General features: G+C 56.9%; 28 protein-coding genes and 1 pseudogene. 5 read left to right on the top strand and 24 right to left on the bottom strand.

Annotated features, from left to right (window positions below; genetic code table 11):
- Positions 1 to 478 precede the first annotated feature (478 nt).
- Entirely contained in the window at positions 479 to 1444 is a 966-nt protein-coding gene (locus AC3A5O_RS07945; RefSeq protein WP_122568534.1) for an EamA family transporter, read from the top strand.
- Positions 1445 to 1769: 325 nt separating this feature from the next.
- On the opposite strand, the gene AC3A5O_RS07940 is transcribed toward AC3A5O_RS07945, so the two are convergent.
- Genes AC3A5O_RS07940 through AC3A5O_RS07910 form a run of 7 tightly spaced genes read right to left on the bottom strand, consistent with a single transcriptional unit; the run spans position 1770 to position 6252 of the window.
- Positions 1770 to 2621 carry a DNA cytosine methyltransferase gene (locus AC3A5O_RS07940; RefSeq protein ID WP_487753077.1) on the bottom strand — a complete coding sequence of 284 codons (852 nt, stop codon included), beginning with the start codon at positions 2619 to 2621 and terminating at the stop codon, positions 1770 to 1772.
- The gene (locus AC3A5O_RS07935) at positions 2582 to 2782 is read right to left on the bottom strand and encodes a Com family DNA-binding transcriptional regulator (protein ID WP_305490536.1); all 201 of its coding nucleotides are present in this window, start codon (positions 2780 to 2782) and stop codon (positions 2582 to 2584) included. The genes AC3A5O_RS07940 and AC3A5O_RS07935 overlap by 40 nt, the downstream gene beginning before the upstream one ends.
- 2 nt (positions 2783 to 2784) lie before the next feature.
- Positions 2785 to 3282, bottom strand: coding sequence for a DUF4376 domain-containing protein (locus AC3A5O_RS07930; protein WP_487753076.1), 498 nt, complete (start codon positions 3280 to 3282; stop codon positions 2785 to 2787).
- Positions 3283 to 3287: 5 nt separating this feature from the next.
- A complete protein-coding gene (locus AC3A5O_RS07925) occupies positions 3288 to 4232 on the bottom strand; it encodes a glycine-rich domain-containing protein (RefSeq protein ID WP_487753075.1) in 945 nt (314 codons plus the stop codon).
- Positions 4232 to 4777 carry a phage tail protein I gene (locus tag AC3A5O_RS07920; protein WP_487753074.1) on the bottom strand — a complete coding sequence of 182 codons (546 nt, stop codon included), beginning with the start codon at positions 4775 to 4777 and terminating at the stop codon, positions 4232 to 4234. The genes AC3A5O_RS07925 and AC3A5O_RS07920 overlap by 1 nt, the downstream gene beginning before the upstream one ends.
- The gene (locus AC3A5O_RS07915) at positions 4770 to 5891 is read right to left on the bottom strand and encodes a baseplate assembly protein (RefSeq protein WP_487753073.1); all 1122 of its coding nucleotides are present in this window, start codon (positions 5889 to 5891) and stop codon (positions 4770 to 4772) included. The genes AC3A5O_RS07920 and AC3A5O_RS07915 overlap by 8 nt, the downstream gene beginning before the upstream one ends.
- Positions 5875 to 6252: a GPW/gp25 family protein gene (locus tag AC3A5O_RS07910; RefSeq protein WP_487753072.1), complete on the bottom strand. Its 378-nt coding sequence runs from the start codon at positions 6250 to 6252 to the stop codon at positions 5875 to 5877. The genes AC3A5O_RS07915 and AC3A5O_RS07910 overlap by 17 nt, the downstream gene beginning before the upstream one ends.
- A 109-nt stretch (positions 6253 to 6361) precedes the next feature.
- Between AC3A5O_RS07910 and AC3A5O_RS07905 the strand changes: the two genes are divergently transcribed.
- Positions 6362 to 7135 (top strand): hypothetical protein, encoded by a 774-nt coding sequence (locus AC3A5O_RS07905; RefSeq protein WP_487753071.1) that lies wholly within the window; start codon positions 6362 to 6364, stop codon positions 7133 to 7135.
- 142 nt (positions 7136 to 7277) lie between these two features.
- On the opposite strand, the gene lepB is transcribed toward AC3A5O_RS07905, so the two are convergent.
- Positions 7278 to 8318, bottom strand: coding sequence for a signal peptidase I (lepB, locus tag AC3A5O_RS07900; RefSeq protein ID WP_487753070.1), 1041 nt, complete (start codon positions 8316 to 8318; stop codon positions 7278 to 7280).
- A 145-nt stretch (positions 8319 to 8463) separates the two neighbouring features.
- On the opposite strand from lepB, the pseudogene AC3A5O_RS07895 reads away from it, so the two are divergent.
- A pseudogene (locus tag AC3A5O_RS07895) lies at positions 8464 to 8732 on the top strand (hypothetical protein); the annotation flags it as partial.
- Here AC3A5O_RS07895 and AC3A5O_RS07890 read toward each other — a convergent pair.
- The 6 genes from AC3A5O_RS07890 to AC3A5O_RS07865 all read right to left on the bottom strand — a co-directional run bounded on the left by AC3A5O_RS07890 (position 8712) and on the right by AC3A5O_RS07865 (position 14541).
- The gene (locus AC3A5O_RS07890) at positions 8712 to 9245 is read right to left on the bottom strand and encodes a phage baseplate assembly protein V (protein ID WP_487753069.1); all 534 of its coding nucleotides are present in this window, start codon (positions 9243 to 9245) and stop codon (positions 8712 to 8714) included. The pseudogene AC3A5O_RS07895 and the gene AC3A5O_RS07890 overlap by 21 nt on opposite strands.
- Positions 9242 to 10294: a phage late control D family protein gene (locus AC3A5O_RS07885; protein WP_487753068.1), complete on the bottom strand. Its 1053-nt coding sequence runs from the start codon at positions 10292 to 10294 to the stop codon at positions 9242 to 9244. The genes AC3A5O_RS07890 and AC3A5O_RS07885 overlap by 4 nt, the downstream gene beginning before the upstream one ends.
- Complete coding sequence (locus AC3A5O_RS07880) at positions 10282 to 10488, bottom strand: tail protein X (RefSeq protein ID WP_030132023.1); 207 nt, start codon at positions 10486 to 10488, stop codon at positions 10282 to 10284. Before AC3A5O_RS07880 ends, AC3A5O_RS07885 begins: the two co-directional genes overlap by 13 nt.
- Positions 10488 to 11369, bottom strand: a complete 882-nt coding sequence (locus tag AC3A5O_RS07875; protein ID WP_487753067.1) for a phage tail protein — start codon at positions 11367 to 11369, stop codon at positions 10488 to 10490. The genes AC3A5O_RS07880 and AC3A5O_RS07875 overlap by 1 nt, the downstream gene beginning before the upstream one ends.
- A complete protein-coding gene (locus AC3A5O_RS07870) occupies positions 11369 to 13885 on the bottom strand; it encodes a phage tail tape measure protein (RefSeq protein WP_487753066.1) in 2517 nt (838 codons plus the stop codon). Before AC3A5O_RS07870 ends, AC3A5O_RS07875 begins: the two co-directional genes overlap by 1 nt.
- Positions 13886 to 14226: 341 nt before the next feature.
- Positions 14227 to 14541, bottom strand: a complete 315-nt coding sequence (locus AC3A5O_RS07865) for a phage tail assembly protein (protein ID WP_487753065.1) — start codon at positions 14539 to 14541, stop codon at positions 14227 to 14229.
- 144 nt (positions 14542 to 14685) lie between these two features.
- On the opposite strand from AC3A5O_RS07865, the gene AC3A5O_RS07860 reads away from it, so the two are divergent.
- Positions 14686 to 14892, top strand: a complete 207-nt coding sequence (locus AC3A5O_RS07860) for a hypothetical protein (RefSeq protein WP_487753064.1) — start codon at positions 14686 to 14688, stop codon at positions 14890 to 14892.
- Positions 14893 to 14950: 58 nt separating this feature from the next.
- Here the strand turns inward: AC3A5O_RS07860 and AC3A5O_RS07855 are convergent, their stop codons facing one another.
- A complete protein-coding gene (locus AC3A5O_RS07855; RefSeq protein ID WP_487753063.1) occupies positions 14951 to 15313 on the bottom strand; it encodes a DUF6124 family protein in 363 nt (120 codons plus the stop codon).
- A 1121-nt stretch (positions 15314 to 16434) separates the two neighbouring features.
- Between AC3A5O_RS07855 and AC3A5O_RS07850 the strand changes: the two genes are divergently transcribed.
- Positions 16435 to 17328 (top strand): hypothetical protein, encoded by an 894-nt coding sequence (locus AC3A5O_RS07850; protein ID WP_487753062.1) that lies wholly within the window; start codon positions 16435 to 16437, stop codon positions 17326 to 17328.
- A 45-nt stretch (positions 17329 to 17373) separates the two neighbouring features.
- Here the strand turns inward: AC3A5O_RS07850 and AC3A5O_RS07845 are convergent, their stop codons facing one another.
- From AC3A5O_RS07845 to AC3A5O_RS07805, 9 genes are all read right to left on the bottom strand, one after another.
- The gene (locus AC3A5O_RS07845) at positions 17374 to 18357 is read right to left on the bottom strand and encodes a hypothetical protein (RefSeq protein ID WP_487753061.1); all 984 of its coding nucleotides are present in this window, start codon (positions 18355 to 18357) and stop codon (positions 17374 to 17376) included.
- The gene (locus tag AC3A5O_RS07840) at positions 18354 to 19016 is read right to left on the bottom strand and encodes a TauD/TfdA family dioxygenase (protein WP_487753060.1); all 663 of its coding nucleotides are present in this window, start codon (positions 19014 to 19016) and stop codon (positions 18354 to 18356) included. The genes AC3A5O_RS07845 and AC3A5O_RS07840 overlap by 4 nt, the downstream gene beginning before the upstream one ends.
- A 979-nt stretch (positions 19017 to 19995) precedes the next feature.
- The gene (locus AC3A5O_RS07835; RefSeq protein ID WP_487753059.1) at positions 19996 to 20688 is read right to left on the bottom strand and encodes a hypothetical protein; all 693 of its coding nucleotides are present in this window, start codon (positions 20686 to 20688) and stop codon (positions 19996 to 19998) included.
- A 102-nt stretch (positions 20689 to 20790) separates the two neighbouring features.
- On the bottom strand, positions 20791 to 21315 hold the full coding sequence (locus tag AC3A5O_RS07830; RefSeq protein ID WP_487753058.1) for a phage major tail tube protein: 525 nt from the start codon (positions 21313 to 21315) through the stop codon (positions 20791 to 20793).
- Positions 21316 to 22737 carry a phage tail sheath subtilisin-like domain-containing protein gene (locus AC3A5O_RS07825; protein ID WP_487753057.1) on the bottom strand — a complete coding sequence of 474 codons (1422 nt, stop codon included), beginning with the start codon at positions 22735 to 22737 and terminating at the stop codon, positions 21316 to 21318. It lies immediately after the preceding gene.
- A 3-nt stretch (positions 22738 to 22740) separates the two neighbouring features.
- A complete protein-coding gene (locus AC3A5O_RS07820; protein WP_487753056.1) occupies positions 22741 to 22983 on the bottom strand; it encodes a hypothetical protein in 243 nt (80 codons plus the stop codon).
- Positions 22980 to 23462 (bottom strand): Gp37 family protein, encoded by a 483-nt coding sequence (locus tag AC3A5O_RS07815; protein WP_487753055.1) that lies wholly within the window; start codon positions 23460 to 23462, stop codon positions 22980 to 22982. Before AC3A5O_RS07815 ends, AC3A5O_RS07820 begins: the two co-directional genes overlap by 4 nt.
- Complete coding sequence (locus tag AC3A5O_RS07810; protein WP_487753054.1) at positions 23462 to 23893, bottom strand: gp436 family protein; 432 nt, start codon at positions 23891 to 23893, stop codon at positions 23462 to 23464. Before AC3A5O_RS07810 ends, AC3A5O_RS07815 begins: the two co-directional genes overlap by 1 nt.
- Positions 23894 to 23896: 3 nt before the next feature.
- Positions 23897 to 24877 carry a major capsid protein gene (locus tag AC3A5O_RS07805; protein WP_043042198.1) on the bottom strand — a complete coding sequence of 327 codons (981 nt, stop codon included), beginning with the start codon at positions 24875 to 24877 and terminating at the stop codon, positions 23897 to 23899.
- Between the last annotated feature and the right edge of the window lie 8 nt (positions 24878 to 24885).

Raw genomic sequence — 24885 nt, 5'->3', positions numbered from 1 at the left:
GTTAACGGGGCGTCCAGATCAAGATCCAAAGCAAGAGCAGGAGCAAGAGCAAGAGCAAGAGCAAGAGCGGGACACATGCCGACATCGATGTGACTGAGCCACCACCATCGCGAGCAAGCTCGCTCCCACATTGGATCTTCAGCAGACACAAAACTTATGTATACCGCAAAACCTGTGGGAGCGAGCTTGCTCGCGATGAGGCCAGCAAACCCAACATCCATGTGACTGAACCACCGCCATCGCGAGCAAGCTCGCTCCCACAGGGGACACGCGGTCTCATCAAGAACCAGATCGGCTATAAGGCCGCCTCGTGTAGATATTGCGAGGTGACGGCACCGCTGCAACACAGCGTACAGGCCTGCAGACCTTATCCCTTGCAACCCATGAGGCAGAAACCTTAAAGTTGTACGACAACCTATAACTACAAATAGCTGATCCGAGGCCTTTTGCCTTGGCGGCCGCCTTCGAGACACCTGCCATGACCCGTTCCACTGCCACACCGGATACCCCCACCCCGTTACCCCGCCACCTCGCGGTGCTCGTCCTGCTGTGCATGGGCTGTGCCTTCGCAGGTAACCATGTCGCCGCCCGGGCCGCCTTCGACGACGGTGCCGGGGTGCTGCTGGCGATCCTGCTGCGTTCGGGCGGGACGCTGCTGGTGTTGGCGGCGATGGTGCTCTGGCAGCGACAGAGCCTGCGCTTGCCGCCCGGCGCGTGGCGTTGGCAATTGACCCTGGGTCTGTTGATCGGCGCCCAGAGCCTGTGCCTGTACTCCGCCGTGGCGAGAGTGCCGGTGGCGTTGGCGCTGTTGGTCGGCAACGTGTTTCCGATCCTGCTGGCCCTGCTGACCTGGGCGCTGGGCGGACCGCGCCCGACGGCTCGCACCGCCGCGTTGATGGGCATGATCCTGGTGGGGCTGGTGTTCGTGCTGGAAGTGCCGACACGCTTATCGTCCGGGCAGGACGTCGGCCCGCAGTGGCTGCTCGGGGTGGGCCTGGCGTTCTGCGCCGCCTGCGTGTTCGCCTGCGCGCTGTGGATCACCGATCACAAGTTGTCCCAAGTGCGCGGTTCGGTACGCAGCCTGTTGACGATTTTCATCGTATTCAGCAGCGTCAACCTCGCCGGCCTGACCGGTGCCCTGCCCGGCGGTTTCGACCTGCCGGCCAGCAGCACCGGGTGGATCGCCCTGGCGACCTTGGTGGTGCTCTATGGCACCGGGTTCATCGTGCTGTTCATTTCCGTGCCCCGCCTGGACATGCCGCGCAACGCCCCGGTGATGAATATCGAACCGCTGGCGACGCTGCTGATCGGCTGGCTGGTACTGGACCAGATGCTCAACCCGGGCCAGGTGATGGGCGGTGCGATTGTGGTGACGGGCATCGTGCTGCTGACCTATCGCAAGGTTGAGCGGGTCAAGGCGTCTGTGGCTGAAACGGCGAACTGAACTGACTGAACCCATTGTGTGGCGAGGGGATTTATCCCCGCTGGGCTGCGAAGCGGCCCTAAAACCTGACATCTCGGTGTGTCAGGTTCATGAAGTTGGCTGAACTTGGGGCTGCTTCTCAGCCCAGCGGGGATAAATCCCCTCGCCACAATGGTGTTGTGCCAGCTCGCAGATAGTCTTCACCGTCCTGATGATGCCGAGCGCGAAAAACTCGGGCGCTGGGGCGAGGTAAATAGGGTTTAGGTTTTTTGCGTGTGGTGCAAGGGAGTTTCGGAAGTTGAGGTGGGGGTTGGCAGCGGGGACGATGTCCCCGCTGCCTTGGTTGCTAGCCGGCTTTGATTAGCTTTTCGGCAATCCATTGCGCGATTTGCGTAACGACGGCGTTTCCGGCAGCGAAAGCCTCTGCAAGGTTGGCCGCATCCAGTCCGAGGCAAATCCCATCATCTTCAGACGTTCGCTGCCGCTCAGCCATCTGATGCCATCGGTGCGGGTGAGCGATGAAAGTTGTACAGCCCATAGCGATTTGTGAGCCTGCTTTGTTTGCCAATAGAGTATTGGCAGCCCATGCATCCGCGGGCCGTGGCCACGGGATCTTGCCAGACGCTGGAGGTATTGCTTCCACTGGCGCGGCGTCAGCCAGCAGCTCGATGGGGGGCATTCGTCGATGACCTGCGACCAGGAATATGCGACGACGTTGCTGGGGGACTCCGAAATATTGAGCATTAAGCACTCGCCAGCATCCCACATACCCGCATTGCGCAAGGGCCCCGATGACTGTTTCAAAGTCTTGGCTATCGTTGATAGCGAGCAGGTTAACGACATTCTCAAGCACCACCCAGCGAGGTTGTGTCTCTTTGAGGATTCGTATGACTTCCCAGAACAGGCCGCTTCGTTGGCCGCGTAGGCCTCGGGTGTTTTTGTTGTTGGGTCTTGAGCCGGCAATGCTGATGTCTTGGCAGGGAAATCCGGCAGTGAGGACGTTGACGAGGCTGAGGTTGTGGGCGCCGCAGTGGCGGACGTCTTCGAACTGGGTGGCGTGTGGAAATCGGTCGGTAAGGACAGCCCGGTTGGTGGGGTTGAGTTCCACTTGCCAGGCGGTTCGGTAGCCTGCGTTTTCGAATCCGACATCAAAACCTCCTATGCCTGCGAACAGGCTTCCAATGGTGGGCTGGGGCATGTCTGCTCTTTTGTGGGCAGATGCTCAGGGCATTCGGATAGGAGGCTCGGGGCCTTCAGGTGATTGAGTGTCCGGCAGCGCGGGCACTTGATTTGTAGGTCTATGAAACTGCGGACGGTGGCGAGTTTGCGGTGGCACTCGCCACAGCGAATTTCCTGCATGGTTATGCCTCTTGTATCGCCGGCCACCCGTGGTCAAGCATGGCGACTGTATAGGTCTCCTCGGCCAGCGCCATTAGTAACTGACACTCCCGATCAAAGCAGGCCTGGACGTGTGCTCGTACGGCTGTGGCTATCTCGATTATCTGGGCTGCCGTTAGCGTGACCGGGCCGTTTAACGCCTTCCAAACACATACGTAAGTTGGGTCAATGACGGCAGATAACGCCGCAGCGGTGATTAACGCCTGGCTGTCGCGGTTGGTATCGATATTCACGCTGTCTACGGTGATGCCTGCTGTTTCGTGTTGGTAGCGCCGACTGGCAATTTGTGCGGCATGGTCGATTGGCGCTTTTAGTTTTACTGTAAATATTCCATCCGCGTACTGCATGCCTGGCTGTGTGTTGTCAGGACATGCTATCCAGATTAGTGACGAGGGAAACCGGCCTTGTGGGTCGATGCTTGTCATCTCAGCGACTGTTGCGTTTTCTATGCGTGCCCACATGCTTGTCACCATTGAATAATTACCTGTCCACCTGCGCCATCAGGGGCGGCGTCGGATACGCGCCCTCCACCTCCTTGTCCTGGTGCTGAAGGTTTGCGGGTGTCATCTGAAGTGGAGACTGACTCGCCCCCTCCGCCAGCGCCTCCGTAGAAGCCATTATTATTGGCACGACCGATGGGGTGACCAGCCGGTCCAAGGCTATGATTCTCGTCGCCTCCCATACCTTGTCCACCAAAGGGGGCGTGGCCAGTAATCAAACCACCACCACCGCCCGTGGCCGCTACGGCGTTGCCAAATGATGAAGTCCCACCCGCGGTGCCGGCCCCCCCGTCAACCAAAGCGCCAATGCCGCCCGCGCCAACGGTGACTGTCACTGTGGTTTGGCCGCTGAGTTCATGAAGTTTTCGGGCTATCCCTCCACCAGCACCACCGGAGGGACCTGGGAGTGTTTTAGATCGAGCCCCACCGCCGCCACCGCCGATGACCTCCACCCAGACTTTGGTTACCCCCGAGGGTACTTTCCAAGTAAATACTCCGGGCACTTTGTAGACCTGCCGACCACGAAACGGGAACACGGTCCTGAGAACGTGTGGCGTCACTATTGAGCCGTAATCGGTCCCTTCTATGACCATAGAAGGAGTGGCAATCCGTGCAATGCCTGGGGTAACTATCGTTGCTTGAACCACTTTGGCGCTGATCGCTTGAAATACTCTGAGCGCATTCATCGGTTTTTTGGTATCGGTTCCTTTTTCTGCATCCCGTAGGCTCGCAAAGCTAATGCCGGAGCCGTCGAGGAAAGACTCTATTTTTTTCTTTAGCCAGCTCGTTCGGTTCGCCAGCTGTTTGGCTTGTTGATTGGATATGCCCTCTGGCCCGCCTAGAACGGGATCGGAGGTTTCGAGCTGGTAAACACCTGGCGCCCATTCTTGAGACTCGGGTAAATCGGCCATTAGCTGCTCCCATGGTTGTATTGGCCGTCGTAACACGCGACAGCGTTGTAGCGAATGGCGACGGATTGATAGTCGAGCGACACCAGGCGACAGCGCGCTGGGGCGACGGAAAGAAGTAAGCGGCGCACGAGCACCGCCTGATCGTTGGTGATGACGCGTTTTAGAACGACCCGGTACAGCGACCAGGTGGAAGGTTCCGTGCTCGGCTGCGCTTGTAGCCCTTCCAGGAGGGTGACTTCGCCGAAGCCCAGCAGGCGAATGACCTCGCGGATTGCCCAGGGCGTGCCTTTGAAGCGGTGCAGTTCACCGGCACCTTTAACCAACTTGCGTCTGGCTTCTTCGGACTCGGCCAATTGCCAGGCTGCTTCGTCCAACAGTGAGAACTGGTCGGCCAGGATCGGAAGCAACGAGGGTTTCACTAGATCGATCAGGTAGACCAGCATCACGTTGAGGTCGAGGTCATCCAAGGCTTGGTTAAGCAGTTCAAACAGCAGCGCGAAACGTTCATCGCCGGCCAATACCGGCGGCAGTGGCTGTTCAGTCATGGGCCACCCCGGCATCGATCAAATGAATGGCGGTACAGTTTGCCCACTCGTTTCCTTGCAACTCGTGCACGCCGGACGGTAGCGACAGATGGGCGCGGTATACGCCGGTGACTTGAAGCAACGCTGTGAGTTGTTCTGGCACCAGATCGCGGCCTAGGCTGGCACGGCATTCGTCTGCATAGGCCCGTGCGGCAGCCTGCGCGGTGGCCATGGCGACACTTCGGTCGGCGTGGGCATAGAACGTGATGTTTGCCTTGATTTGATAAGGGACCTCGGCGGGTGATAGCGCGCTGACCGTGTCGCATAGAGGGCGGAGTTTTTCGCCGCTGATCTGGTTCTCGATGCGTCGGAGTAGATCGTCTGTTGGCAAGCCAGAAGTGGTCAGCGGGAACAGCGCGACGTGGCCGTCTGGCTGACCTTCGTCTGGGCCTTGCACGGCGACGTCGACGATGGACTGGTGCACGGCCAGGGTGTGGTAGCGATAGGCTGCGCGGCTGCCCGCGTTGCTGAAGGCTTCGGGGGCCAAGATGATGCGCTCGCGGTAGCGGTCATCGTCTTCATCTTGGGCACCGTGGGCGGTGACCGTCGTGTTGCTGGCGGTCAGGCCCGGCGCTGGTGAGTTGCCAAGGACGCTGATTTGTCCGGCGGACCAGCCGTTGCCATGTTCGCCGACCGTCGTGCAGGTTGCGGTGACCGTGACTTGGCTTTGACCGACAGCCATCACCACGTCCCGATCGGTGATGAACGTGAGCTTGGCATCTTGGGTGCTGACCCGAGTTCCGATTGGGATCAGCAGTGGCTGCGTTACGGCCGCAAGCATGGTGAAGCGCACGGTGCAACGGGCGGCCTGGGCCAGCAACCTTGGCGTGGCGACCAGTTCCCCGAGGTAATCAAGGATCGGACCACGGGCGAATCGCACCAGCAGTTGTTCCCCAGCATGCTGGATGCTCATCTGCAACCGGGATACCGCATAGGCAATCTGGTCGATGTACAACCGTTCGATCTGGGCCGGGTACAAGGTTTTGCCTGACTTCTGCTCGTAGCGGGCGATCAGTTGGGCCTCTAGCGCGGCGGGGTCTATTTTAATGAGTTCGGGTTTAGGCAACTCGCGCATAGGGCACCTCGGTCAACTGGGGTACTTCCCCGGCTACGCGCCATTGCACCCGCACAGTGATCTGTGCTGCATGGATCTGGATTTGCACTTGGACTACCGAGACGCGGGGTTCCCATTGGCGAATTGCGTCGACGGCTTCGCGCACCAGGTGCGGTGTGACGCGGTTAGTAGGCCAATCGAGGTACAGGTGCAGATTGCTGCCGAATTCTGGGCGGTGGGGGGCGCTGCCTTTGGGCGTGCAGAGGATGATGCGGATGGCCTGGTCGATGTCGCGCAGGCCCTGAACCACCTCGCCGGAGGTTCCGAGGGCGGGCTGCCAGTGGGCGGCGGTGATGCTGGTGTGGGGAATGGGCTTGGTCATGAGCCCATGGTGGGCGATCTAATTGATGGTCGCTTTTAATCGGATTTAAAGATGCTGCTCGCAAGGCCGATGACGCGATATCGCAAAAATATCGAAGGGAGTCGTTTTAATGTTTGGCATGTCAAAATCAACGGTCCAACAGCTCGTAAAAGAGTTTCGAATACCTCTTGTGGTCGCGACGGTATGGACTACCTACGCCGTCTGGGGGCCGGAGGTCTCGTTTAAAAGCACCATTTCGACCTTCGGAACTTCGTTTTTCTTGGCTAGCTGGATGACTGGTCAGATTTTCAGAGTGCGAAAACAGGCTGGTGTGGAAAAAAGCTTTGGGAGCGTCGAACAGCGCCTCAATGACTTGGTTAACGAGCTGGAAAGCAAAACTCAGAACATGATTAGCCACATCACTGGCGGTGACAGCTATCTGCATGTCTTTCCGGTCAGTTTCGTCGGCTCAAAAATACTGTGGATCGCTATCCACAAGGGGCAGTATTCCTTACAGCAAGTGAGCGTCAGAATTACCGACGTGGAAAAGTTAAAAGGGGGCTTCAAGCCGCAGGGTCGGATGGATTTCACAACCAAACACCAATTGGGTGACGTCCATTGCGGAATGAACCAAAAAATTGCTGAAAACGATGTCGGCGATCGAGCTCGGTTCAGCTTCAAGATCGTCACGCACTCGCGAAATGGCACGTTCGAACAAGAGACTCGATTTTTGAAAGTTGACGGTGCCCTGCGTGTGGCGTTACGCATCACTGGCCCTTCGGGAATCGTACATGAAGAGGTCCACCCCGACTTCCCGGTAAACGAAGAAGGTAAGGTCGCCTGGAATAAACCACACGTTGGTGCCGGTGATGAGCAGCCGATAGATGTGGAGCCAGCGACCTAGGTTCTGTACGAATCCTTTGAAACTGCCGTCACCGCACTGCTACGAGTACAGTGCCTGCCGAAGTGCCATTCAAATCCGTCCCCTTTTTTCCACCTTTACCCTCGCTGCGATGAAGTCTTTGACGAACTGCTCTTGCGCATGATCAGTGAATTCTACCTATTCGATTCAAGCGAACGCCGGTCGGCCATTCCGCCTCGTGTTTCTCGAAGCTCATCCAGATTGTTGTCGCTTTGCCAACCAGGTTTTGCTCCGGGACAAAACCCCAATAACGACTGTCAGCGCTATTGTCTCGATTGTCACCGATCATAAAATAATGTCCAGCTGGAACAATCCAGCTTGCACGTTGTTGGTAATATGTTTGTATTGAGTTGTTTTCAATTGGGACGGTTAAAACTCGGTGAGTCACCTCACTTAAATTTTCTTTGCGTTCAATCAGGCGAATGCCATTTGCTCTATTGTCGCCTGGTGGTATTTGAATGAATTTTGAATTGACTTGTCGGTTGTTTTGATGTGCAAAAGTTTGTAGAAAAACGCTCTCTTGGGTGTCGGAGTAATTGATTGGTAACGTATAGGTGCATGTTTTCTCATCGCTGCAGTTGGGTTGAATGCTGAGTTCTTTGGTCAGAGGATCGTAGCTCACACGATCCCCGGGCAATCCCACAACCCTCTTTATATAATTCAGGTTTTTATCTTGTGGGTATTTAAATACTGCTATATCACCACGTTCTGGGCGGCTGGTTTTAATTAAGGTTTTCTGAAAAATGGGATCTTTAATGCCGTAGGCAAATTTTTCTACCAAGATAAAGTCGCCAATAAGTAGGGTCGGCATCATTGACCCTGTTGGGATCTGAAAGGGCTCATAGATGAATGAGCGAATAATCAGCAGAATAGCCAGCGTTGGGAAAAAAGCCCCTCCGGCTTCCACCAATTCTGGTTTGATATTTCGTTTTTGGGGTGTGTGTTTGCCGGACTCTCTAGCCGTAATGGCCTTAAGTTTTCGGCGTTTTGGTGCAAGGATAAATTTGTCCGTGCACCATAAAAGTCCTGTGATCAAGGTTAATATCACTAGAGCTGGGGTAAATATGTTCATTATCCAATTCCACAATGGTTGCTCATCTTTACGATGATTTTGGAATCGACGAAAATCATCGAAAGGGTTGCGCTTAATCAATGCTATCTGCATCTTAGCTCCAGATGAAGCATGGCATTGCCGAGCGAAATTTACTGCAATAAAAAATAACGAAAATGGGCTGCCCTAGTGTCTTTGCAGATTTTTCCTACTTGTTAGTGGGTATGCTTCTGATAGTTAGTTCTGATGGTGCGCGTCGATGACTCGCTACTGTGACCGTTACCGGATGCAGCCGGTAATCCCTCTGCAATCCATGAAACGCAAACCCAAGCCTCGCTTGTTTGATCGGCCAAAATACCGGTAGCGCAATATCATCGAACGCATGTTCGGGTGGCTGAAAGAAAACCGCCGCATCGTCACACGCTTTGACATGCTCGCGAACAATTATGCAGCGATGGTCTCGTTAGCTTGTGCTAGCGATGTTTGCGACATTACTTCGTACAGTGCCTAATGACTGTGGTGGTTTGAATTGCCTCCAGTGTCCATGATGCCTCCCGTAGCGCTGATATCGCCATTTACCTGCAGGTCACCATTCAACGTGACCTGCGGGATATCCAACGTCGCTGAAGGCGCCTTCACTACCAGAGGCTCTGCTGCTTCAACCCTGATACCCCGTCCGCACTTCACGATCAAAGCCCCCACGCAATCCAGCGTCATCACTCCCGCTGCACGGTCGTAGGTCGAAATCGTCCCATCACTGAACCGCACATAATCCGTGTCCTCATCCACAACTGGTGGCGGTTCGGCAGTTGAATAGATACCGCCCAAGTACACACCACCCACCCCATCCGCATCTAGCAACACCGCGACCTGCTCACCCAGTTCAGGCATAAGCGGTCGTTGCTTTGTGCCTTGCGTGTAGCGCTGCGGGATATTGAGCCAATAAGTCTGCAGGCCATCGCGGTCGTCCAGGCGGACGCGGATGCGGCAGCTTAAATAATCGATGGCGCTGACTTCTCCGTAGGCCAGTTCTGTGCTCATGGGGTTGGCTCTTGGTGGGGTGTGCGGACGCGGCAGACGTGTTTGTCGACGGTGTAGCCGCCGGTACGGATGATGCGGTGGTGAGATGAGGTGATGAGGTAGCGGCCGGCGAGTTGGCCGGCGGCGGCCAGGACGATGACGTTGCCGCTGACCAGGTTGGGTTGGCCCATGGCCGTCCAGCTACCGGTGGTGCGTTCGCGGTTGGCTTGGGCCCGTTCGGCGTTGGCTTTGGCTTTGGCCGCTTCGGTCGAGGCGCTGCGTTGGCGGCTTTTTCGGGTGTCGCCGCTGGTGGTGGTTTTGCTGAGGCTGCTGGGCGCGGCGACGGTTTCGCCGTTCTCGATTTTGTAGGTGATCAGTTGTTTGCTCGTGGGGTCTTGGTGTTTGAGCTCGATGGCCTGGGGGACGTCTTTTATTTGGTCGCGCAGGTTTACATGGCTTAAGTCTTGGAGGATCAGCGTTGCCACTGGCGCGGTGTTGGTCAGTTCGCTGATGGCATGGAAGACCATGCGCTGGCCGGTGATCTTGAATGCATAGTCGTACTCGGCAGCCAGGTTACGCAGGAAGGTCAGGTCGGCGTCTTGCTGGGTTATACGGTCGAGCGGGATCGGCTGGATGTTGCCGATCAGCTGTAGGCCTTGGCGCGTGGCGATCTGCTGGGCGATGGCGGCCAGTGTGGTGTTTTCGTAGGCGTGATGTTGCGTGGTGCGTAGCGCTGCTTTGATGCCGGTGGCCAAGCCATGTAGCGTGATGGTCGAGGGTGGACAGTTGAGTTCGACTTCGTCGATTTCGAAACGGCCGAGGGCGCGCAGGGGCTGGCCTTCCCAGCCGATGGACAGGGCCAAGCTGTCGCCGTGGCCTGGGTACCATTGATCGCGCCATTTGCCTTGGGTGTCTTCCAGTTCGACCGCCAAGCTGTCGGCTTTGCCTGTGAGGAAATCGGTGTAGGACAAGGACAGCAAGTGCTGGCTGACGTTACGGGTGATGTTGCGCTGCTGATAGGTCAGCACAAAGCGCGCCTGTGGCACCTGCTGGGGAATCATCGCATCCATGGCGGGAGGTCTTCTGTGGTGGGCAGTGGTTGCAATACGGGGATGGCGAGTGTCAGCCCCGCCGGCAATGTGGCGCTGATGGGAACGTGGGGGTTGGCCTGGACGATGGGTAAATATCGGTGAGCGTCGCCGTAATACCGCCAGGCCAGTTGGTCCCAGCGTTCGCCTTCGGTGGTGATATGCGCAATGAACATCAGCCCCTCCGAGTCAGGATTTGTGCGGCCAAGGTCGCCAGTCGGGTGTTGGCACCGTCCATTTGGCTGACGGCTTGGTCGAGGGCGTCACGGGATGCAGAAAAACGCTCGACGAGGTTGCTGAGGTCGATGGGGTTCAGGCTGGCGCGTGCGCCCAGGACATCGCCTAGCACCTGTTCGCCCAGGCGCGATAAATCGGCACCGTTGTGAAGCAGTCCTGCGGCAGTGGCTAACCCTTGCAGCGGCTCAATGGCCTGCGCTGTTTTACCGAGTAACTGCGGGACCTGTTCCAGAATCAGGGTGGCGTTACGGCTCTGGATCGTGTGGTAAAAATTTTGGCCTGCCTTGAGCACCGTGGCGGCGGTTTTCGCATGGGCGACCACTTTCTGTAGGGCGCTGGGCGAAGGCTTCATGTGAGAGATCAAACCCGGTGAGCCGATGGTGGCGGCTGATGTACCGCTAAGGGTGTCGTCGAGTAAGCCGGGGCGCTGGGTTTTGCGCGTAAAGGCGCCGGTGTATTCCTTCAGGCTGAGTTGCACGGTGGCCGCTTTGACCTGCCCGGTGGCCGTGGCACGCCGCAGAGTGTTGCTGATGTTGCTGATGACATAGGCCCCCAGGTATTCACCGCTGCCCATGACGAACGCCAACGGCTGGTGTTGGCTTTTGGCTAAGCGCAATGCCCGTAGACGCGCTTCGGGGTCGCCGAGTAGCGGGTGCAATTCAATGGTTAGGTGGTATTCATCCAGGCCTTCGCCCATCCATTCCAGTAACGGCTTGCCTTGGATGCGCGCATGTTCGGCCCAGTCGGCCGAGCCGCTGTGTTCTATGCCGCTGATGCCGCCCGCAACGGTGAATTCGATATCGCCCAAGATGGCAAACATTAGGCGGTGACCTCATTGGCGGGGCCGTAGCTGTGGCGGCGCTTGTCGTGTAAGTAGCGCTCCATTAACCGCACCCATTCGGCATAACTGGCGTGTAGCCCCTGGTTGATTTGCTCCATGCCGGCACCGCTGGGAACGTTGATCTGGGGCGAGAAATGGAAGGTCATGGGCCCTGCGGACTCAGAGGCGGCGGACTTCGCGCCAGCGGCGCCCAGCATGCTGGCCCGGGTCACCTGAGCCGGATTGGGCGGCGCCATGTCGACCGCGCTTTGTGCGGCCATGCTCAACGCCGCCTGCCGGACCAGTCCCGACTGAGCCTTGATGCCGAGGGCCGCGCCTTCGCTGATGTTGGCGCCGTAACCGATGAAAACGCGACTGGGCGACTCAATGCCCAGGGTTTCGGTGAACCAATCTTTAACGAATGCACCAATGCCTTCGACGCTGTCTTTGAGGGCGCCGGCCATGTTGCCGATGCCGTTGACCAGCCCCGTGACGAGCAGGCCGCCGAACTCGGTGAACGTGCCCGGTAGCTCAATGCCGAAGTAGTTCATGACGCCGGCGAAGGCCCGGTAAAACAAACCCAGTGGCGAGAAGTTGAGCAGTACCGCGAGAATGCCGGACAGGCCGCCGTCGAAGCCTGCGCGGACTTCGTTCCAGAGGCCGGTAAAGAAGGTTTTAATCGGCGCCCAATAGCGATAGATCAAGTAAGCCGCCAGGGCGATGCCGGTGATCGCTAACCCAATGGGGTTAAGCATCAGCGCTCGGCCGAGCCAAAGGACGGCTTGCCCGGCGAGCTTCAACCCTACCAGCAACGTCCCGCCGAGCGTCTTGCCCAAGCGCAGCGCGCCGCGAGCGACCTTGAGTAGCCCAGCGCCGGTACGGCTTAACCGCGTGATAAACGGCGCGAACTTGCCCACCTGCCACATCCCGCGCAGTACCGCCCATTTGGCCGACAGTGCGGTGACGGTGGTGGTCATCGCCACGAACGGTGCCATGACCAGATGGACGCCGTAGGCCACGCCGAGGAAGGCCAGTTTGCCGAGCAACAAACCGCCAACCAGACCGACGACGCCGCGAATGAGGCCCGGGTGCTGCTCTGCCCATGCCGAGAACGAACGTATGAGCGGCACCACGGCGCGGCTGACCTCGACGATGGCGGGCAGCAGCGCGCTACCGACGGAAAGGCCTACGTCGGTCAGGTTATTGCGCAGCTCTTTCAATTGCTCTTTGGAGCTGCCCATGCGCTTGGCCCAATCCTGATCCAGCACGCCTTGGTCGGCGGCGCTTTTGCTGCCTTGTTCGATGCCGGCCAGATCCTTTTGATTGGCCAATGCAGGCCGAATGAAGGACAGGACCTGTTGGTCTGCGAACAAGGCGCCGAGCTTATAAGCTTCGTCGAGCCGAGCCAGGGCCATGACCCGTTCTTGCTCATCCTTGATGTCCAGCGCCTTGCCGTACTCTGCCGCCGCGGTCGGGGCCTTTTTGCCCAAGTGGGCGGTGAGGATGTTGAGCATGGCCTGGGCGGGAGACAGCCCCTCGCTGACCAGATTCTTCATACTGCCCTTTAGGTCGATGCCGGCTTTTTCAAAGGCCTTGAGCGTTTCTGGCGCCGTGATTTTTGAGAGGAAGTTCTTGTAGTTGTTGGCGGCTTCATCGTTGCTGCCGGCACCGCGACGGGCGATCTGCAAGGCGGCGCCGATCTCTGCCACGGCGCGCTCGCCGGTAATGCCCAAGGCTGCGAACTGGGGCGTGAGTTGCGGCAGCCACTTGGCCATGTCGGCCAGTTCGAATTGACCGCTTTTACCGGCAAAGGCCAGCATGTTCATGGAGCGTTCAAGGCCCACGGCGCCAATGCCCAAGTTGTCGTTGAGCGCGATGGCGACCGAACCCAAGTCCTTCATGCTGGCGCGGGTCGCGGTGGCGGTTTTAGCCATGACCGGGGCGTACGCGGTGAGCTCTTTCAGACTGTCGATGCCGCCTGCGATAAGTATGGCGGTGCCGTTGGCGACCTCGGCTTGGGTCTGGTTCCACCTGAGCGCCGCGCCACGCATAGCCAAGCTCAGGCGCAGCTCTTGGGCTGGGTTGAAGCCGCCGGTGATGGCGATGTCGCGGGTCTGGTCCTGGAAATCGACGGCGGTATTGAATGAACGAAGTACGGGGGCGCCCAACGCTACGCCGGTACCGATGACCTCCATGGCCTGACCACGTAGGTCACGCCGCTGCCCCTTGAGGGCGGTACCGCGCTCGATGCTGGCCGTGAGGCGGTCTTGCTTGGCTTTGAGCTGGTCGATGGTGTTGCCCAGCGCATCGTACTGGCGGCGCAATTGCACAAGACCGGTGCCGCCACGTGCCAAGGACGCCGACAACGCGTTACCGACGGCCTGCTGCTTAACCGCAAGGCCATCAGTGGCCCGACCGAGCTGCTGCACGGTGGATTTGGCTGTGCCAAAGGCCGCGTTGAAACTGCCTGAAACAACCCCGCCGATTTTTAACCCCAATAGGACTTCGTTCGCCATCGATCTTGCTACGCTTTGGGCATGTTAGAAAAAATCGCGCTACGCACCGCCCACATCGTTTACGCACTGGCCCTCGGCGCCGGTGTGATCTGGCTTGCCTGGCTGTGCCTGGTGCATTTGCCGTTGTGGGCGGCGGTGTTGGCGTTCTGTTTTGGGCTGCCGCTGCTGGCCTTGGTCGCCGCCCCTTTGGTGGCGGGTGGCGCGTTGCTGGCGGGGTTGGTGGTGGGTGCTGTGACGCTGATCAGCCACTGGCTTTGTCGGCTAGTTCGAGCCGGCGATCGATCTCACGCTGACACACGTCTACCCAGCGCCAGTACTCCACCAAGTCGAGCTGAGCGATCTCAGACGGCTGCATCCTGAGTACCAGCAGCAACGCTTCGTCCCAGGAGTGCAGCAAGGTCACGTGCGGCTGCCATTTCCCGCAACACCTCGGTGGCTAGTCGGGAGTCGGCGATGTCGAACTCGCCGAGGTCTTCGAGGGTGATGCCCAGCATCTTGGCCACCAGTTGATCTTCCATGGCACCTTCGTCTTTGGTCACTGCTTGCGCCGCGGTGATGTCTTTGCGTTTGAGGCGTTTGATGGGCAGCGTTGATATCTGCTCACCACTGGCGCTGGTGAACGGAAAATTGAGGGTGAAATTGAATGCATCGGCCATCGTCTTGCTCCAGGTCGATCGGTGAGATCGGTTGCTCTTTGGTTGAGCCCTGATGATGACGATGCGCCTGGATACTGGCTTTTAATCGGATTTAAAGAGACGATTTGGACTGCATAGCAAGCCGCAACCAAAACCGGAGACCGGATGGAAGACGAAATCACGATTGAAATTGAAGGCGTGCAGCACACCGCTTTGTACAGCGTGTTTAATGACACCTTGACGGTGTCGCTGCCTGACGGAAGCCAACGTTCCACCGAGCTTCGCGGGCTTAGCCCAGCCAGTGCCGCGAGGGTTCACCTGCGTGCTTACATTGGCCGCGTTGCTGAACAGGAGAAGCAAGAGACCTTGTAGTTCTTGCTGATCTTTTGTTGTGAGGGCGCTTGCGGCGCCCCACAACAATGCCTGGCAACTACCCAGGCCTGTGGTTATCCAGTACCCGATTGACCGCTAACTCACCCAACATGATGACCCGTTGCAGCACCAGCATCGTTTGGCGTCGTGGGCCGTCCGTCAAATCGGTGAGGTCGCTGACCATCACGCTGGCGGATGCCAAGGATTCGCACGCCTCAACGAGCAACGTTTCGTCATCCACCGCTGCGTCGATGGTGAAGATCGTGCTGGGCTTGCGGGGCTGTATCTGCGTTTTCGTTGCCCCGGGGTTCAGGTAGTGCTTGAGTGCGCGGTCTGCCGCCTCTTTCAACTTTTCAGGGTCGAGAGAGTCGCCGTAGAGTACCGAATCGATATCCGGGGGGTTGGGAGTAACCTTGAACATATACTAATTCCCTCAGTTGGGGCCGCAACCGTTCTCGACTAAAAGAAGGGTGGCGGCTGTGCGCAGGTTAGTCGACCGGTGGAATTAGCAAGCCCGGCGCGCCCAGGGGCGCCCTGCACACAACCACCATCAAGTGCAGGGATAGAATGACCTGACTGAATGGTACTTACGCACTTTACTAAAACCATCCGGGCGACTAAACCCGACCACTGATGGGCAGTGGCAGGTCAACGATAGAGGCCAGGGGCAAAGCGCACAAGCCAGCGGATTCTGACGCATGCGTAAGTACGGGCGCAAGCTCTCGTAGCCTTTAGGGCGTAATGTGGAGTGTATTTAAACGTGTCGCACTGGATATGTTTGCGGCAATTAAACGGGGCGACTTTCTTCTTTTATTTCTTGGGGCTTTATTGTTGCAAACACAGTGTCTTATGGGGCGCTTCGGGCTCATCGATATTAAACGAGATCAGACCGTAAATAATACGGTGACGGATGCTTTGGGGAATTTTCCTACATCTGACCGCCGCAACGACGTGCATTTTCGGCCGAAGGTTTGAGGTTGGAGGCGATTGTCTTGGGCTTCGGCCCTCGACCGCCTTTGTTGGGCTTTGAAGGAGGCTTGGCTGAGGGAGGCGGCTGTACGAGGTCTCCGGCAAAGAGGCCGACCTTGATGCCGTCGGCTGAACCCTCGTACAGCCACCATAAGTAGCCGGGTTGCTAAAAGATGGCCACTGCACGCCGGAGTAGACCAGAGAACTGGGGATCGCCAGAAAGCCTAGGGGCCCGGCGTACAGCGCCATCAAACATCGGGCGGAGCGGCCTGTTCCTTCAAGAGAGGTACCTAAGTACAACCGCAGGCTGCTCCGTCCGGTCACCGCGAGTGGTGACGAGGGATAAGATACCGGTGGGGCTGTGGATGCGCTGCCGGGGGATTCTGTTGTCACTGTAGGTAATAGCTACTGACGAGGTAAGGTCGTTAGAATCCGCTCGACTGCGAGTTAATTTACGCTTCGGTTGAGCCACCCAGCGCCTTCCTGGAAGTCGCGCGCCCCATAAATTCGATGCTCGGACCGGGCCACACGATTGATGTTTTTGGACACGCGTTGGCTAAGTAAGCGTTAGACTTGTCTGTTGACGATGTGGTTTCTGGCTTCCAAAAGCGTTTAGATTCACTCATCACCCTTTATGAGAGCAGAATTCATATGCGTCGCCCGAAAACAAAACGGAACATTGCAGCAACACCATATCATCCAAATCCTCTACCACATCGCAGTAATGATCCGAAAGCGGTGGATATTTGGCTTTCTAGGCTTAGCCATTTATCTCAATTCGGACTTTTTGCACTCACGATAGGAGCACTTTATTTTACGGTTATTCCTCTGTACAAAACAGCCGCATTGGAGGAAAGCATCGCTCGTCGTGAGTCAGAGCTCCGAACTTTGAATGAAAAGCTCGAAGTGGCCTCTGTTGCGCTGGATAAGGTAAAGCTTGAGACCTATAAGCGCGACAGAAAAGATTTGCAAGAGCGGATAGTTTTCGCTGCTCCATTTTGCTCAGGTCTCATGACTCCTCCACGTGAACGGAGCTCAATGAAGGACTATCAGTTGGGAGATAATCTGTTAAAGGTCGATGCAGCACAATGTTTACGTGGCGAATTTAAGAAAAGCAAGGCTGAAGAAACTCTTAAGCCTGAAGACTATTCGCATCTTAGAGACGCAGTAGAAGATATCTCAATGAGGCTGTCACAGTTACAAAAACAAGCGTTGCTCGATTTCGATTCAGTCCCAGAGCGGGCAGCTAAAGATCCGTCTATCCTCGCGCCGATGGGGCCAGCCGCCCAAGACGCAGAGCAGCTAACACAACTCATTGAAACGCTTGCACCTGGTATTGTGGATCCTAAAAGAAAGTTTAAAAACGCCGTAGATCGAACTCGTAGTAAAATATCTTTGGATTTTTCTGAGGCTGTTCGAAAAGAAATTCTCAAGCTTTGGAGTATAGAATGGCCAGAAAAAATATAAACTGAGGAAATTTGTACTGAGCAAACGGTATTTATACAAATAAGCTCAGTCATTTCCATAATCCGGCTCGTACTCCATTTCTCGCTCGATCTCTTCGGAGTAATCCTCGGCAAGGTCAGCTTCGTGCAACGCTTCCTCACCCTCAAGGTGTAGTTGGCAAGTAGGGCAGTAAAACTCCATTGGAGAGAAGTACTGATTTACCGTTTCGTAACCAGAGCTGAAGTCTTGATCAACCACTTCCTCATCAGCTCGATCGCCTCCTAAAAAACCGGTGCAGGCGCACGCGGGGCAGATCTGTTGCCAATGATGATCTAAGTAATAGCGAAAGTTGCCGAGGTATGAAACGCTGCTTAAGCTTCTTGCCGCAATCTGAAGTGCCTCCAACTCCTTTTTGGTGTGATCTTTAAAAAACGTCGCCTTCGCATCGGCAATCCTTTGTCGAGTTGCTTGGATTTTAATGTCACGAAGGTGCTTCAGTAACTCCAAAGGAACTAGAGACTCTGCGCCTACCCAGGCTTCCAAATCCAACGCCATGGATATCAAAATAAGCTGTGCGGCGCTCCAGAATTCCCCTTCCCACGCCTCCAACGCCATTCCAGAGAAGGCCGCCTGACCTGAATGAAGTTCCGCATTTCGACGCGCCGATATGCGTCTGCACGCCTCGGCATTGGGAGTGCCAAAATTCGGAACTGTGTGCTTAAGCCGAGCGAAAACAACGTTAGCATCCACCGTCTTCACTACGGTATTGGTATTAAATCCGCACGCTTCAAGAAGGCTGTTTGGGTTGACAGAATCAACAACAAGGCAGGGGTGAATTTTTGCGAGTGATGCCTTTGCTAACAGCTCCAATGCCAAGGCGGCCCACATCTGGAAGACATCATGGTCCGCGCCATCTTTGGCTTTCAGTGCTCGATGTGCGAAAACTCGGGACTTCGCAAAAAGTGCGTCTGCGGACAGCGCCACCGATTCATGCTTGCTCGGTGCGGATTTTGAATGCTTGTCCATTTTTCCCCCATCGTTCATCGTCATTCCATTACCGTCGTGCGAAGAAGGTAGCGGGCACTATCCTGTGTGGCGTTCTCACGTCGATGTAGGCATCGCCAGTTGTCGATTACCGCGATCAATCCAGGCTTCCATATAATTTGATCTGAGATCCAGATGCCTTCGTCTTTTATCGCATCCTGCAAATGCCGAGCGCTTGGGTCCAGAGGTGTCATACAGCCGGGATCATAGCGATAGAAAGGTTGCAGCGGACTGGTGGCCGTTGCGTAGAAACTATGAGCACCATTGCAAACCCTGAAATTTGCTCGCTGCGCCGCCGGATTGTTCAACGCAAGGCTTCGGCGTGCATCCCAGACCTTAGTCGGTGCCGTCTTAACTGCGGCTTGCACACAAGCCAAGACCAAGTAACGGGGAGGAACCGGCCAATGTGCCCCATCGGTATGCCATGGAAATGTCCCAACACCATAGAGAGCACTTAGGGATTTCGGTTTCGCCGCGTTGACGCTAGTGGGTCGGAGGTGATCTACAAATTGTCCGCCCTTGCGGCTAGGCCGAGGTGACCCTAGCTGTTGGGCGATTTGCATCACCTGATCTTGAAGAATATCCACCGTTGAGCCTTGGCCGGAGAAAATAGCCCAACCAACTGAAACCAGCCTTTCCTCGACATCCTCAAGCTGCTCGTCCATCGATGGCTTTCCTGTCGGGACTATCTGAATCAAAGGCGAAAACTGACTAACGAATATAGGTGTCTGTCCGGTCGAGTGTAGAAGTCGTAGCCGAATACGCTGGGTTTATTTTCAGCGGACTACACATAGGTTACTGTCGGCACGCGAGGTAGGGAAACAGGCTGCTGCGTTGGATCTATAGAGCTGACCGGATAGCCATAGCATTCGCCGGTGCTAAGCTGAGGAAAACTACTTCAGCATCGTCACGACCGAGAATTTTTCGCATTGCCGTGTCAGCGTCACTCTCACGGTGAGTGTTTTGAGATCCGATTTTTCACCCACAGAGGAAGAAAAATAATGCCTAGACCGATAATCCCAAACATGAAGTTGTGGCCGCGAAATATGAGCACCAAACAAGGCGGCGGTTTGTCCACATCACAGTACGGGGGGATGTCTACATCTCAGTACGGCGGAATGTCGACTTCACAATATGGCGGTATGTCTAGGTCCCAGTATGGAGGTATGTCTACCTCACAGTACGGAGGTCTATCCACATCACAGTATGGAGGCCTATCAAGGTCTCAGTATGGCGGATTGTCTACCTCGCAGTATGGAGGTCTTTCTACCTCGCAGTACGGCGGACTGTCGACCTCGCTAGGAGGCGGGCTGTCCACCTCCTCAAGTAATGTCTATATGAGCAACATTCCACCCTGGCCAGTATTTGTGCGTGAGCTTGAGGCTCGGGGTTATCAAGCAGAAGCTGATTTTATCCGCAGCCGTCTACCTTCCTTCTTATGGCCCGAAAATTTCTTCGGTTATTACTAGGTGGCGCAAAAATTGAGGATGATGAGTTGTGCCAACCAAACAGGCGATCATCTAATGGTGGTACACAACGTTTAGTGGTGTTGGTGAAACTTCTAGGTCGCTCCGGGGGGGCGGCCTAAATCAAAGTATCCAATATTTTTGTATACCTCCCCAACTGATGCTCACTCCCCCCTCACTATGATTTGCTCGGTATGACAGTGACCTTCGAAGCCCCTAACTCGGTTAACGTTGCATCCAGTCTTCTTAGATAGCTAACCGTAAATCTATCATAGTGCTGTAGTAGGTTTGAGGCGTTCTCTTCGGTGTTGCGCTTAGATTCTAGCGCGTCAAATAACCCTTTGGTTTTTCCGTCTTTAATATCTTCATTAATGATATCTTGCTTTAATATTGCAAATCGAACATGACATTCGATTTGGCCGGAGAGTTTTTCTACATCATAATTCTTGTCGTCTCCCGGCGGCGAGCAAGGATTTGGGGAGGAGTTATTGTTTACAGGGTTGATGTCGATTTCATCGATATGAACCAGTTCATTTGCCATGTTTTTGCCAAAGTAGCGCGACAATTTGAAATGTTCGGCGATCAGTTGCTGACGCCAGCCTCGTTGGAATTGCATGTACTCATGCCACGGCCCTTTAGAAAACTCCCCCCAGCCTTTCTGATCCGTTTCTTTTAATAACTTATCGAGCGCATTGTAGCCATCGTACAACAGACGGCTGGTTTCTTGCGCCGTGGCTTGGGCGCCGTCCAGAAATTTCGCCCTGTCCACTCGCTCATCTTGGTGAGCTTGCTGAAAATTTGTACCGACAAGGGTAAAAGCAGCGGTCAACAGTGAAGCCGCTGCGGTCTGCCACCACGATGAGTCAGCCATCCATTATCGTCCTGTAATGATTCACTGAGGCTAGATATCGGCTGCCGCTTTGGCTTCATGAGACGCTGCCCGCCCTGACTAGCGCAGAGGAAGCTTTGTTAGCTAAAACTGACCAATGTTCTTTCGGTACTTAGTCAACTGATCCTCCCCACCCACCCGAAAAATGTTCGCCAGATAATCCAGCAACACCACCTCATCCCCATTGATCATCTGCCGCACATACGTCGCTGAAAACGGCGTCTCGTACTTGGTAGGGTCACGCGGTTTGTGCGTACCCAACTGATACTCCTTGCCAGTAATGGTCATAGTCGTGACCAGCGGAATCTCATTCACCAGCCCCCCGTTGTTGAACACCTGAACGTTGGAACGGCATTGCAACTGCACGCTCTTGAACGGCGTCACCAGCTTCTTGGCCGCCTCGAAGTACAGGCTGTTCCAAGTGATCTTCCCTTCCAGCTTATCGATGCCATCCGGCAGCTCGATCAGCCCGACCATGCCCAGCCCTTGAAAGTCGCTCGCCACGGTTTTGATGCTGCCCAGGTCTATCTCTTCGCATTTGCCGAAGAAGCTGGTGCCATCGAGGTAGACGTTGGCATTGGAAATACGGTGTGCGCTAAAGCCTGCCATTTATGCAGCTCCCAAGTTGACCAGGTATTGCCCAGTGATTTCGGTTTCGAAGGTGCCGCGTTCAAAGGGCGGCGGTACGGTGAGTTTGTAGTTGAACAGCGCGTGGCCTTGTTCCAGTTCGGTTTGGGGATTGCGGGCCGGGTCGTACCAGCATTCGCCGCCGAGCAAGGCGCCGTCGCCGATGAGTTTGCGCAGGAACAGGTTGACGCTTTCGGTGATGCTGGTGATGAGCGAGGTGGTGAGCGGTTGATCGACGAACTGCAGCGCGCTGTAGCGGATGGATTCGTCGACGACGTCTTTGGTGCGGCGCACGTTTTCGAAGTTGCGCATGTGGGTGACGCTGGGCCAGGCCGCGGTGCGGTTGCCCCACAGGCGCAGGCCGGTGCCGAAGGCGTTGAAGACGGTGGTGATGCCGTTTTCGTTGAGCAGGTTGACTTCGCTGTGTGAGTCATCGACCCGGGCGGTTAGCGGTCGCTCTAGGCCGATGACGACGATCAGTTCCTGGTTGGAGCTGCTCCACCAATAGCCATGGTCGTTGTCGACTTTGGCGCGCAGGCCGGCGGCGCGGATGGACAACGGTTGCAGGCGTTCGCCGTTGACGGCGTCGTGGACTTTGATGTGGGGGAAGCACAATCGAACACGGTCGCTGCTGGTGTTGAAGTTAATGGCGCCCGCTGGCCCGCGGCCGGCCAATACCTGCTGCACGGTGGTGCCGATGGGCGCGTCGATGTAGGCAATGCCGCCGACCTGGCCGGCTGAGGCGCCCAGTTCGGCGGTCACTTCTTTCAAGGTGCTGAAGCCTGGGGCAATGAAGATTTTAGGAAAGAAGCCCAGTTGGTTATAGCTGTCTTGGAAGGCTTTCAGGCCGGTGCGCCGCCCGGCAGCGTTGACGGCGCCGATGATGTCCGTCGCGGTGACTTTGCTGGGATCGGCGTGGGTGTAGTCCACTTTGATCTGGGCATTGGCGGCAATGTTGCCGGTCGGCAGGCGCCTGATGTGGCCTGTGGGCCTGTCGACTTTGTAGTCAGTGCTTTCCAGGTAGGTGACCAATCCGTCGGCGGATTTTATTTGCAGCGTTTGCAGGGCGCCGTGTTCCAGTTGCAATCGATCGTTGGAGGCAAACTGTTTGTCTTGCTCGGCCACGGTGGTGCTGTGGATGGTGGGATCGAGCACGTTGACGACCAGTACCGTGCCGGCGCCGAAGTCGAAGACGCCTTGCAGGGCTTCGGGGATGGAGAAGCCTGTCATGTGTGGGCCGAACTGGGTGGCGTGGGTGTCGTTAAGGCATAGGGTCAGTTCGTTGATGGGGCCGGTGGGCGCCGTACCGATCACGGCGATGACGGCGGATTTGACCACGCGGATGGATCTGGGGCCGCGTTCGACTTCGGTGGTTTCGATGCCGTGCAAGTAGTTAGCGGGCATGGGTTATTCCTTAGCGGCGGATATTGATTGTGTTGCTGCCTTTACGGGCAAGCCCATCGGCAGAGGGTTGGCGTATAGCGGATGCAAGTGTTTGAGGGCCAATAGGACGCGGGTGTATTCGTGATCGGCCGGCATGCTGACCGGTTGGCCTGGGTGCAGGAGGACTTCGAGGCGTTCGCCGGTTTTGCCGACGCGTAGAGAGGCGCAACTGGGTGGCCCAGCGTAGCGGTACGTGGTGAGTTTCATGGGTGCTCCTGGAATTGGGCTAAGGTCAGTCGCGGTCCGTTTTCGGCGACAAGGGTTTGCAGGTGTGGGGTGCGGGTGGTGAAGTCTTGGGCGTACTGCCAGACGCCGCTTTGGTGGCCGATAAAATGTTCGGACACGGGACGACAGGCTTGGTCGGCGTGCGGCGGGTACCAGCCGGTGAGGCAGGCGCGGGTGCGGTCAAGGTGACTGACGATGCCGTCTTTGCCATTGAGTTGGCGGAACACCAACGTGAGGCGCAGTACCAGGTGACGCGCTTGGAAACAGGCGTCGGTGCTTTCTGACTGGCCGAACGTGGATTTGCCGTAGGTGAGCAAGACGGCGCCGCGGGGATGGTTGAGTCGGTATTGCAACGGGTTTTCGGGGAACAGCTCGATCATCAGTTCGCTGCTGAGGTTGGCTTGTAGCCGGGCGAGCATGGCGTCGAGCAGTTGTTCGGTTGGGGTTTTGGGCGGGGTCATTAATAACGGCTCCACTGTTCGGCGCCGAATTGTTGTGGGCGAGCGCGCACGCGGATTTCGCCCGGCTCTGGCACGACTTGACCGGTGGGTGTGCCGAGGGTGATGACGCCGTCGCGGATGTTTTCCAGCAGCTTGAGGGTGTCTTTGCGGCTGTCCTTCACGGCGTCGGGCAAGGCGCCCTCGGGGCGGCGTTGGTAGAGCCAGTGCCGGGCCAGGTAGACCACGGCATCGCGCAGGACGGTGGGCACCGGGTCGAGCGGCAGTTGATAGCGGCCGCGCAGGTAGCCGTCGACCAGTTCCTGGGCCTGACGCACGCCGTCGTCGATGACGCTTTCGTTCGGCGCGGTGGCGGCCGGGTCGTCGTTGGAGAGCTGGGTGAGCGTCATCAGGGGGATGGCGTTGCCGAGGTCGGCGCGGGTGCAGTAGCGCATGGCTCAGCCCGCCTTCAGTTCGACGAGGGCTTCGGGAAACAAGCACATGGCCAAGGGGTTGGCCTGGGCTTCCAGGTCCCAGCCTTTGCCCATCTTGCGCGGCTCGGCTTTGCTGTAGAACGCCTGGCCCAAGGTGTTGACGGTCTCGTTGTAGTTGGCCGGGGCGTTGAACAGGCGGAACACACCGCGGGCGACGGGAAAGACCTGGGCGATGTCGGCCGGGATGAAGCGTTGGCCGCTGACGGTGACGTCGTATTCGATGTACTCGATGCCGCCGAAGGTGAAGCCCGAGCGCATGTCACCGCCGAGACGATCTTGGGCCGCCTGGTAGTGGGCGAAGGCTTCTTTGACCTTGGCGTGGTCGGTGAAGGCGTCGAACCAGTCTGGCCCACAAAAAGCGCGAAAGCCGGTGACCATGACGCCGCCGAGTTTGGATTCGGCGTGGCGCTTGGCGTCGAGGCAGGCTTTGCGCACGTTGGTGTCGGGGTTGCTGAGGGCGACGGTGACCTTCTTTTGTTTGACGTTGAATTCGTCGAACAGGTTGGTCAGCAGCGAGCCGTCGGCGTCCAGCAGTTGGCCGCGCAATGCGCCGACGCGCTGGAATTCGCGGGTGGCTTCAATGCTGTTTTTCAGTTCTTGCAGGTGGTCGTTGACGACGGTGACAACGGGCGCGGTGGCGCTTTCCTGGCCGAAGGCGGCGATGCCTTGTAGCTGGCTGGGCAGGATGGAGCTGCTGACCGGCAGGTGCAGGGTTTCGAAGGTACGGCGTTTGCGTTTGCGGCCTTCGAGCGGCGCCGGGTCGTCGTTGCGTGAGGTGTTGGGCACGAGCACCAAGCGGCCTTCGCGTTCGTCGATGATGACGCTGGTGCTGGTGACGCCTTTTTCATCGAACAGGCCCATGGCGCCGACCTTGCCGGGGATGGCCGGGAGTTTGTTTACGGCGGCGGTGAGGTTGGCGACGCTGAACAGGTCTGGCAGGTTCATGGCTGGCT

Source organism: Pseudomonas sp. Soil_N_39, assembly GCF_057655955.1.
This window is presented reverse-complemented; position numbering and strand designations above follow the sequence as displayed.

Coding starts and splice junctions, on each gene's coding strand:
- AC3A5O_RS07830 (WP_487753058.1), bottom strand. CDS start 21,315: ATGGCAGGCTTTAGCGCACACCGTATTTCCAATGCCAACGTCTACCTC.
- AC3A5O_RS07805 (WP_043042198.1), bottom strand. CDS start 24,877: ATGAACCTGCCAGACCTGTTCAGCGTCGCCAACCTCACCGCCGCCGTA.
- AC3A5O_RS07925 (WP_487753075.1), bottom strand. CDS start 4,232: ATGGCCGATTTACCCGAGTCTCAAGAATGGGCGCCAGGTGTTTACCAG.
- AC3A5O_RS07860 (WP_487753064.1), top strand. CDS start 14,686: ATGGAAGACGAAATCACGATTGAAATTGAAGGCGTGCAGCACACCGCT.
- AC3A5O_RS07935 (WP_305490536.1), bottom strand. CDS start 2,782: ATGCAGGAAATTCGCTGTGGCGAGTGCCACCGCAAACTCGCCACCGTC.
- AC3A5O_RS07885 (WP_487753068.1), bottom strand. CDS start 10,294: ATGGATGCGATGATTCCCCAGCAGGTGCCACAGGCGCGCTTTGTGCTG.
- AC3A5O_RS07820 (WP_487753056.1), bottom strand. CDS start 22,983: ATGAAACTCACCACGTACCGCTACGCTGGGCCACCCAGTTGCGCCTCT.
- AC3A5O_RS07930 (WP_487753076.1), bottom strand. CDS start 3,282: ATGTGGGCACGCATAGAAAACGCAACAGTCGCTGAGATGACAAGCATC.
- AC3A5O_RS07840 (WP_487753060.1), bottom strand. CDS start 19,016: ATGGACGAGCAGCTTGAGGATGTCGAGGAAAGGCTGGTTTCAGTTGGT.
- AC3A5O_RS07915 (WP_487753073.1), bottom strand. CDS start 5,891: ATGCGCGAGTTGCCTAAACCCGAACTCATTAAAATAGACCCCGCCGCG.
- AC3A5O_RS07905 (WP_487753071.1), top strand. CDS start 6,362: ATGTTTGGCATGTCAAAATCAACGGTCCAACAGCTCGTAAAAGAGTTT.
- AC3A5O_RS07865 (WP_487753065.1), bottom strand. CDS start 14,541: ATGGCCGATGCATTCAATTTCACCCTCAATTTTCCGTTCACCAGCGCC.
- AC3A5O_RS07910 (WP_487753072.1), bottom strand. CDS start 6,252: ATGACCAAGCCCATTCCCCACACCAGCATCACCGCCGCCCACTGGCAG.
- AC3A5O_RS07940 (WP_487753077.1), bottom strand. CDS start 2,621: ATGCCCCAGCCCACCATTGGAAGCCTGTTCGCAGGCATAGGAGGTTTT.
- AC3A5O_RS07815 (WP_487753055.1), bottom strand. CDS start 23,462: ATGACCCCGCCCAAAACCCCAACCGAACAACTGCTCGACGCCATGCTC.
- AC3A5O_RS07855 (WP_487753063.1), bottom strand. CDS start 15,313: ATGTTCAAGGTTACTCCCAACCCCCCGGATATCGATTCGGTACTCTAC.
- AC3A5O_RS07825 (WP_487753057.1), bottom strand. CDS start 22,737: ATGCCCGCTAACTACTTGCACGGCATCGAAACCACCGAAGTCGAACGC.
- AC3A5O_RS07870 (WP_487753066.1), bottom strand. CDS start 13,885: ATGGCGAACGAAGTCCTATTGGGGTTAAAAATCGGCGGGGTTGTTTCA.
- AC3A5O_RS07880 (WP_030132023.1), bottom strand. CDS start 10,488: ATGTTCATTGCGCATATCACCACCGAAGGCGAACGCTGGGACCAACTG.
- AC3A5O_RS07890 (WP_487753069.1), bottom strand. CDS start 9,245: ATGAGCACAGAACTGGCCTACGGAGAAGTCAGCGCCATCGATTATTTA.
- AC3A5O_RS07920 (WP_487753074.1), bottom strand. CDS start 4,777: ATGACTGAACAGCCACTGCCGCCGGTATTGGCCGGCGATGAACGTTTC.
- AC3A5O_RS07875 (WP_487753067.1), bottom strand. CDS start 11,369: ATGTTTGCCATCTTGGGCGATATCGAATTCACCGTTGCGGGCGGCATC.
- AC3A5O_RS07810 (WP_487753054.1), bottom strand. CDS start 23,893: ATGCGCTACTGCACCCGCGCCGACCTCGGCAACGCCATCCCCCTGATG.
- AC3A5O_RS07845 (WP_487753061.1), bottom strand. CDS start 18,357: ATGACGATGAACGATGGGGGAAAAATGGACAAGCATTCAAAATCCGCA.
- AC3A5O_RS07835 (WP_487753059.1), bottom strand. CDS start 20,688: ATGGCTGACTCATCGTGGTGGCAGACCGCAGCGGCTTCACTGTTGACC.
- lepB (WP_487753070.1), bottom strand. CDS start 8,318: ATGCAGATAGCATTGATTAAGCGCAACCCTTTCGATGATTTTCGTCGA.
- AC3A5O_RS07945 (WP_122568534.1), top strand. CDS start 479: ATGACCCGTTCCACTGCCACACCGGATACCCCCACCCCGTTACCCCGC.